This is a genomic window from Sphingopyxis sp., assembly GCF_036675685.1.
In the GTDB taxonomy this organism is placed as follows: Bacteria; Pseudomonadota; Alphaproteobacteria; order Sphingomonadales; family Sphingomonadaceae; genus Sphingopyxis.
In genome coordinates, this window is record NZ_JAKFEM010000009.1 from 86,773 (window position 1) to 93,055 (window position 6,283).

Consider the following 6,283-nt stretch of genomic DNA (forward strand, 5'->3'; position numbering starts at 1 on the left):
GGCAATCCACCCCTAGTCATCGCGCTGTAACGATGCATCAACGAAAAAATTGGGGGACGGCCATGAATTACGGCATCTTGTCGCGCACCGCTCTTGCGGCGCTCTTGGGTTCGACAGCGCTGACCACGAGCGTCTATGCCCAGTCCACGCAGGACGAGGCAGGACGTGACGAGATCATCGTGACCGCGACGAAGCGCGATACGACGCTTCAGGAAGTGCCGATGAGCATTTCCGCGGTCTCTGGCGCGGCACTGGAAAAGAACGGCATCTCCGATTTCCAGAGTCTGGCCGCTTCGGTCCCGTCGCTTTCGTTTCGCTCTGCGGGGCCTGGTCGCCAGAAATTGACGCTCCGCGGCCTTTCGTCATCGGCGGGCGTCGCGCCGACGGTCAGTTTCTATATCGACGACATGCCGGTGTCGTCGGTTTCCTCCGCGGCCACTTCGGCCAGCCAGCAGAGCATCCTGGACCCCAATCTCTACGACCTCGACCATGTTGAAATCCTGCGCGGGCCGCAGGGCACTCTCTACGGTTCGAGTTCGATGGGCGGGACCGTCCGCCTGATTACGAAACAACCAAACCTCAGGGAATTCCAAGGAAAACTCCTGATCGATGGATCGACAACGCGCTATGGAGGCGAGAATTTTGCGTTGAACGGCGCGCTCAATATACCGATCGTGCAGGATGTCATGGCCCTGCGGCTCGTCGGCACCTATTCGCGCAACGATGGTTATATCGACAAGCTCGTCGGCGATTTTCCGGTTCAGACGTTCCTGACCCAGCCCGGCGATACAAAGGGCAATCCCGTTCCACCGATCGTTGCCCGCGAGGCGGCGGGCCCGGTGCAGCGGATCGAGAATGTCAACAGCGACGAAACACTGGCGCTGCGCGGCGCCCTTCGGATTCAGTCGTCCGACGGACGCTTTTCCATCCAGCCCTATATCTTCTATCAGAAGATCAAACAGGACGGCGCGGCATCGTTCGATTCCGTTCCCGGCGAACTGGATCAGCGTCGGCGCTATGACGTGTCCGAACCCTATCGCGACCGTTTTATCTTGGCCTCAGGGACGATCGGCTATGATTTCGACTGGGCCAAATTGACGTCGGCTTCGTCCTACATCGATCGCAAGACCACGGGAACCGAGGATGTCAGCGACGCGATCACTTATCTTCTGGGCGCCGATGTCGGCGCGCCCTGGATTTCGCCCAATGCAACACGCCTGCGCGATTTCACGCAGGAAATTCGCCTGACGTCGGCCGACGACAAGCCGCTCACCTGGCTTCTCGGCTATTATTACAAACATGCCAAAAGCGCCGGCGGCTATCGCGTCGATGCGCCCGCCGGCGTCCTGCCGCCAGGGTTCGAAATCGCCGACGTCGATCTGGCGTCCCTGTTCACCGAGCATGCGGTGTTTGGAGAGATCGCGTACAAGCCGGTCGATCGGCTGACCGTCAGCGTCGGCGCACGCTATTTCGAAAACAGGTTCGTCCTCGACAATTCGGCGATCGGCCAGGCGTTTGGAAACCCCTTCGGGCCGGCCGCAGTGGTTCACAACACGACAAAGCAAAATGGCGTAAACCCGAAGTTCCTGATTTCCTACGAAGCGTTCGACGACGGCCAGTTATATGTCACGGCCGCAAAGGGGTCGCGGCCCGGCGGGGTCAACATCGCCGTGCCAGCGGATCGTTGCGCCACCGACCTGGGTGCCATCGGGCGGACGGACGCGCCCGATTCCTACGGCGGTGACCGGCTTTGGAGCTATGAAGGCGGTGTCAAGACGCGTCTTGGACGATCCGCGACATTGAATGTCGCGGCCTTCTATATCGACTGGACCCGGGTCCAGCAGTCGATCGCGCTGCCGCAATGTGGTTTCAGCTATGTCGACAACGCCGGATCCGCGCGATCGGTCGGGTTCGAGGCGCAGTTTGATGTAACTCCCGTCGATGGTATGCGGCTGAGTGGCGGTGTCGGCTATGCCGACGCTCAGATCACCAGGGCGGCGCCGGGCACGGGTCTCGTCAAGGGGCAACAATTGCTCGATGCGCCGAAGTGGACGATCAATTTGCAGGGCGAATATAGCATCCCTGTCGGATCGGGCGAGTTGTCGTTGAGCTCGGCGTGGAGCTCGGTTGACAAGAGCCTCGACATTTTCAACGGCAGCAGCGTGTTCGATCCGCCGAAACCGGCCTATAACATCGTCGATTTCCGCGCGACTTACAGCTTCGATCACTGGGCCCTCTCTTTATATGTCAAAAATGCCTTCGACGAGCGGGCGATCTATAATCGCACGGCGACGATCGTGCAGAATATCCCGGTGTTTCGACGCGTCACGACCAATCGGCCACGCACGTTCGGCGTCAGCCTGAGCGCTGATTTCTAGATGATGCCTTGCCTCCACTTGGCACTGCGCGAGCGGCGATGACGGTCAAGCCGCCGATCGGCAGGGCGCATAGCCTCGCCTATGCGCTGGGCGGAGTGGGAACTGGGATCATCAACTCGGTTCCCACCCTTCTGCTGCTATTTTTCGCGACCGAGATCCTGCACATCACGCCCGCGACCGCGGCGCTGATCATTCTGGTCCCCAAGCTCTGGATCGTCCTGTGGGAGCCTTTCGTCGGCAACTGGTCGGACCGCGCGGTCTCGCGCTGGGGACGGCGACGTCCGTTCATGCTGGTCGGCGCGCTGGTGCTGACGAGTGGCTTCGTCCTGCTGTTCGCTCCGCCTTCTTTTGCGGCGGACCATGCTGTCGGATGGACTTCGGCAGCCTATTTTTTGTTGATGAGCGGGTTTTCGCTCTATTTCGTACCCTATGTCGCGATTCCTGCCGATGTCGAGGCGGAGTCCCGAACGCGGCTTGTGTCGTGGCGCATGACCTGTGCCATGCTTGGCGCGCTAGTGAGCGCGACGATGGCGCCCGTCATCGTTTCAGCGGGCGGCGGCGGGGAAGGAGGCTATCGCTTGATGGCCTATCTGGTCGCGCCGGTTTGCCTTGTCGCCATGCTCTTTCCGCTGCTTTTGCCCGCGGCGGACCGAAGCGTCGCCACGACGTCCGGCGCCGGCCTTTGGGTCCAGATCTGTCGGGCGGCGGGTGATCGGCCGTTCCGGACACTGACGATCGTTCAGACGATGCAGGTCGCGGCGGTCGGCGCGATGTCAGCGGGCATGCCCTATTTGATCATCAATCATTTGCATCGACCGAGCGCTGACGTCGGGCTCGCCTTTTGCATACAGCTGATTCCAGCGGTATTTGCGGTTCCAATATTCGTCGCTGTCAGCAGGCGCATCGGCAAGGTGTACTCACAGATGCTGGCTTCGGCCCTCTTTGCACTTGGATCGGGCCTTGTTGCCTATCTGATCCTGCTCGGCGTCTCGTGGAGCTTCATCGTCGCGGCGATGCCGTTAATCGGATTAGGATTTGGCGGGATGCAGGGTCAAAGTTTTGCGATCTCGGCCGATTTCATCCATGCAGCGAACAGCGAACATGAAGGAGGCGCCAGTTTCACGGGCGTCTGGACGGCTGCCGAGAAGGTGGGGCTCGCTTTGGGGCCGGCGATGACCGGGGTTATGCTGGCGGCTCTCGGTCCCGATATCATCTTGTGGCAGATATGGGGGCCATCGCTCATCATCATGGCATCGCTTCATGGATTGTGGACAATTCGAAGTGACAATTCGAAGAGAAAATTCGAAGACCTGGCAACGACATCCTAGGCGCGCGCTTGCGGCGTAGTTCCGCCACCGTTGCTTGGGCGTTAGTCAGGATGGCGCACACGATGATCTGAATGAGATGATCGGCCCGTGGCGCGAATGAGGGCTGGTCGACCGCCCAGCCGAGCGCCGACATAAGCGCGAACGCGTCATCGCCATTCATATCGGTGCGCGCTGAACCTTCTGCCTGCGCGCGGTGCAGTAGTCGCGCGCTTGCTGAGTGCACCGCTGCGCATGAAGCATTCGTGGAAGCCCTCGTCATAGGCGTCGCCGTGGTCCATCGCCTTCTCGAAGATCGTCGGGTTTGGAGGTCACGCCGGTGGCGCTGTCCTCGTAGACGAGCGTCCGGAGGCCGCCTTCCTCGAGGAACGTACGGTCGACAAAATCAAGCTAGACGGCCTAGCCGCATTCCCGGAGTTGTTTTGGCGGGTTCGTCTTGGTGCCGGGCTGCTTGAGAACGCTACTCACTTGTTTATCTCCATCAGCTCGTGGGCGGGTCTACGGCTATTGTTGATTGTGAACGCGCGAACCACACCATCGCTCGATCGCAGCGAACTTGCCATCGCCACCGGTCAGGGCCTCACAAACCGGTAGGCGAAGCGATCGGTCTCGCCTTTGATTGAAGGATCGAACACCCTGGCCGAGTGGAGATCGTCTTTGTTCGCGAGCAAGTTGCTCTCCGCGTCCAGGACAAAGCCGGCGTCCTCCACTTCCTTGCGAACGAACGCGGGGTCGATCCGATGCAACGATTGGGTGTCGCTCGTGCCTGCTCCTGCGGCGGCGGCGTGGTCGACGATGACGTAAGACCCACCTGGCTTGAGCCGTTCGTAGACGGCTCGGTTGAAGTCAGCGGCCGTGGCGCCCTTAGCTTGTATCAGCCTAGTGTGGAGATCGTGGTAGAACAGGTGTAACCATAAGACATCCGCTGGATGCGTGGCGTCCGGCAACGCCATCAGGTCCGCCGAGACGGGTCTGACGTTTTCTCGGCCCGGCTCGTTCGCGAGCGTCAGAATTTGGCCGACCTGATCATCCTTCAACTCGGCGATCTCGGTCGGCACGAAGCTGTAGACGCGTCCTGCGGGACCCACGAGGTCAGAGAAAAGACGCGTCCATTCGCCGTCGCCTGGATACACGTCGATGACGGTGGAGCCCTTATCTGCCCGCGCGAGTAGGATCAGCGCGGATAATGTGGATTGGTCGTACATGGGGCTTCCTTTGCGGTTCGGCGTTCGACAAGTGCTCGCCGTGCTGGACGGCGGTCAGCGGCTCGATCACCGCTGACCGCTAGCCAGATGTTGACCTTACGAGGCTCGTTGTGCGGCTTCGGTGTCGAGGGGCGTGGGGCTCGCGTCACTCTCTGCGGCCCGCGCCAGTGCCTGCGTATCGACATATTCCCGGATATTCGCCAGCCTGCCGTCTTGGACCGTGATGGCGAATATCCAGTCGTCCTCGAATGGCTTGCCAGTTGCCTTTACTTTTCCCTTGGCGAAACCGGCCACGAATACCCTGTCTCCCTGCGCCACGAATTCCCGTGGCTCCGAAAGCAACATCCATGGTTTCGGACTCCGTTTTCAACAGGTCCGTCAGCCCTTCATGTCCCCGGTGGGTTCCTGCCAAGGGTCAATTCTCGCCAGGGATGATCCACTCGATGTCGTCGGCAACCAGCGCCAGCATAGCGTCCCGGTCACCGCCAAACGCCGCGGCAAAGAAAGCCTTGACGATCTCGATGTTCTTTTCGGTGCTCATTGCATTTCTCCATTCTTCAGACTGGATCCCGCTCGATCCGATCTGACCATCGTGTTCCTGCCAAGGCCCCGTTCCTCAGTCAAACTTGGTGAGGTCCTTGAAGATCAGCGGACCCCAGACGTTTCCACGTGCTTGGACGACGAGGCCGCCTTCCGAGAGGCCGCCGAGTTTGATCGGCGCGAAGCCGAGCTTCTCGGCGAGCGTCGTGATCTCGGCCACCGCATCTTCGTCATCGCTCGCGAGGAACACGACGCGCTTGCCGCCATGGACGGCCGGATCTTCATCGAGGACGCCGGCGATCAGGTGGTTGAAGCCCTTGACCAGCTTTGCGCCGGAGAAGGCCTGCTGAATGAACTTGGAAGACGGCAGTCCGTCGAGGTCCTCGGGGGGCACGCCATAGGCATTGGTCACATCGATGATCGTCTTGCCTTCCCAGCTGGGCAGCGCTGTGGCGACATCGGGGTGGGCCTCGAAACGGACCGCGAGGAAGATGACATCCGCCTTGACTGCATCGGCAAGCGTCTTGGGAAGGATCCCGGGGCCGATCGCGGCCGCATCGGATGCGAAGCTTTCCGGGTCACGCGTGGTGGCGACGGACACTTCGATGCCATTGCGCGCGAACGCCTTGGCTAGGGCTTGGCCAACACTGCCAAAGCCGATAATTGCATAGCTCACAGATAATTCCTTTTGTTAAGCGGCTAAACGCCATCAGTCCCGATTTTGACCGACAATGTTCCAGAAAACCGAGCTTCCGTTGCCGAGCCCGGCGGGGCGTTCCGATGGAACGCCTCGCCGGGCGTAGCGGGATCAGATCTGGGCCAGGCCGCCGTCGAC

General features: G+C 60.6%; 7 protein-coding genes and 1 pseudogene. 2 read left to right on the top strand and 6 right to left on the bottom strand.

Features of this window, described 5'->3' with window-relative positions; translation table 11 throughout:
* Nucleotides 1-62: 62 nt before the first annotated feature.
* Together V6M50_RS05075 and V6M50_RS05080 are read left to right on the top strand one after the other, a co-directional pair.
* Nucleotides 63-2,378 carry a TonB-dependent receptor gene (locus tag V6M50_RS05075; RefSeq protein WP_332817464.1) on the top strand — a complete coding sequence of 772 codons (2,316 nt, stop codon included), beginning with the start codon at nt 63-65 and terminating at the stop codon, nt 2,376-2,378.
* A gap of 38 nt (nt 2,379-2,416) precedes the next feature.
* Complete coding sequence (locus V6M50_RS05080; RefSeq protein WP_332817465.1) at nt 2,417-3,706, top strand: MFS transporter; 1,290 nt, start codon at nt 2,417-2,419, stop codon at nt 3,704-3,706.
* On the opposite strand, the gene V6M50_RS20325 is transcribed toward V6M50_RS05080, so the two are convergent.
* From V6M50_RS20325 to V6M50_RS05100, 6 genes and pseudogenes are all read right to left on the bottom strand, one after another.
* Nucleotides 3,624-3,965, bottom strand: coding sequence for an SbtR family transcriptional regulator (locus tag V6M50_RS20325; protein WP_443030485.1), 342 nt, complete (start codon nt 3,963-3,965; stop codon nt 3,624-3,626). The two genes, V6M50_RS05080 and V6M50_RS20325, sit on opposite strands and share 83 nt — an antisense overlap.
* Nucleotides 3,961-4,093: pseudogene (locus V6M50_RS20330) on the bottom strand (transaldolase); the annotation flags it as partial. The pseudogene V6M50_RS20330 and the gene V6M50_RS20325, both read right to left, overlap by 5 nt.
* Nucleotides 4,094-4,275: 182 nt before the next feature.
* Nucleotides 4,276-4,908, bottom strand: a complete 633-nt coding sequence (locus V6M50_RS05085) for a methyltransferase (protein WP_332817466.1) — start codon at nt 4,906-4,908, stop codon at nt 4,276-4,278.
* A gap of 96 nt (nt 4,909-5,004) precedes the next feature.
* Nucleotides 5,005-5,202 (bottom strand): nuclear transport factor 2 family protein, encoded by a 198-nt coding sequence (locus V6M50_RS05090; RefSeq protein WP_332817467.1) that lies wholly within the window; start codon nt 5,200-5,202, stop codon nt 5,005-5,007.
* 121 nt (nt 5,203-5,323) lie between these two features.
* A complete protein-coding gene (locus tag V6M50_RS05095; protein ID WP_332817468.1) occupies nt 5,324-5,449 on the bottom strand; it encodes a nuclear transport factor 2 family protein in 126 nt (41 codons plus the stop codon).
* Nucleotides 5,450-5,524: 75 nt separating this feature from the next.
* Entirely contained in the window at nt 5,525-6,124 is a 600-nt protein-coding gene (locus V6M50_RS05100; RefSeq protein WP_332817469.1) for an NADPH-dependent F420 reductase, read from the bottom strand.
* Nucleotides 6,125-6,283 lie beyond the last annotated feature (159 nt).

What these genes read in the sequence shown, in the direction of transcription:
- V6M50_RS05075 (WP_332817464.1), top strand. Translation starts at nt 63, where the DNA reads ATGAATTACGGCATCTTGTCGCGCACCGCTCTTGCGGCGCTCTTGGGT.
- V6M50_RS05080 (WP_332817465.1), top strand. Translation starts at nt 2,417, where the DNA reads ATGACGGTCAAGCCGCCGATCGGCAGGGCGCATAGCCTCGCCTATGCG.
- V6M50_RS20325 (WP_443030485.1), bottom strand. Translation starts at nt 3,965, where the DNA reads ATGACGAGGGCTTCCACGAATGCTTCATGCGCAGCGGTGCACTCAGCA.
- V6M50_RS05085 (WP_332817466.1), bottom strand. Translation starts at nt 4,908, where the DNA reads ATGTACGACCAATCCACATTATCCGCGCTGATCCTACTCGCGCGGGCA.
- V6M50_RS05095 (WP_332817468.1), bottom strand. Translation starts at nt 5,449, where the DNA reads ATGAGCACCGAAAAGAACATCGAGATCGTCAAGGCTTTCTTTGCCGCG.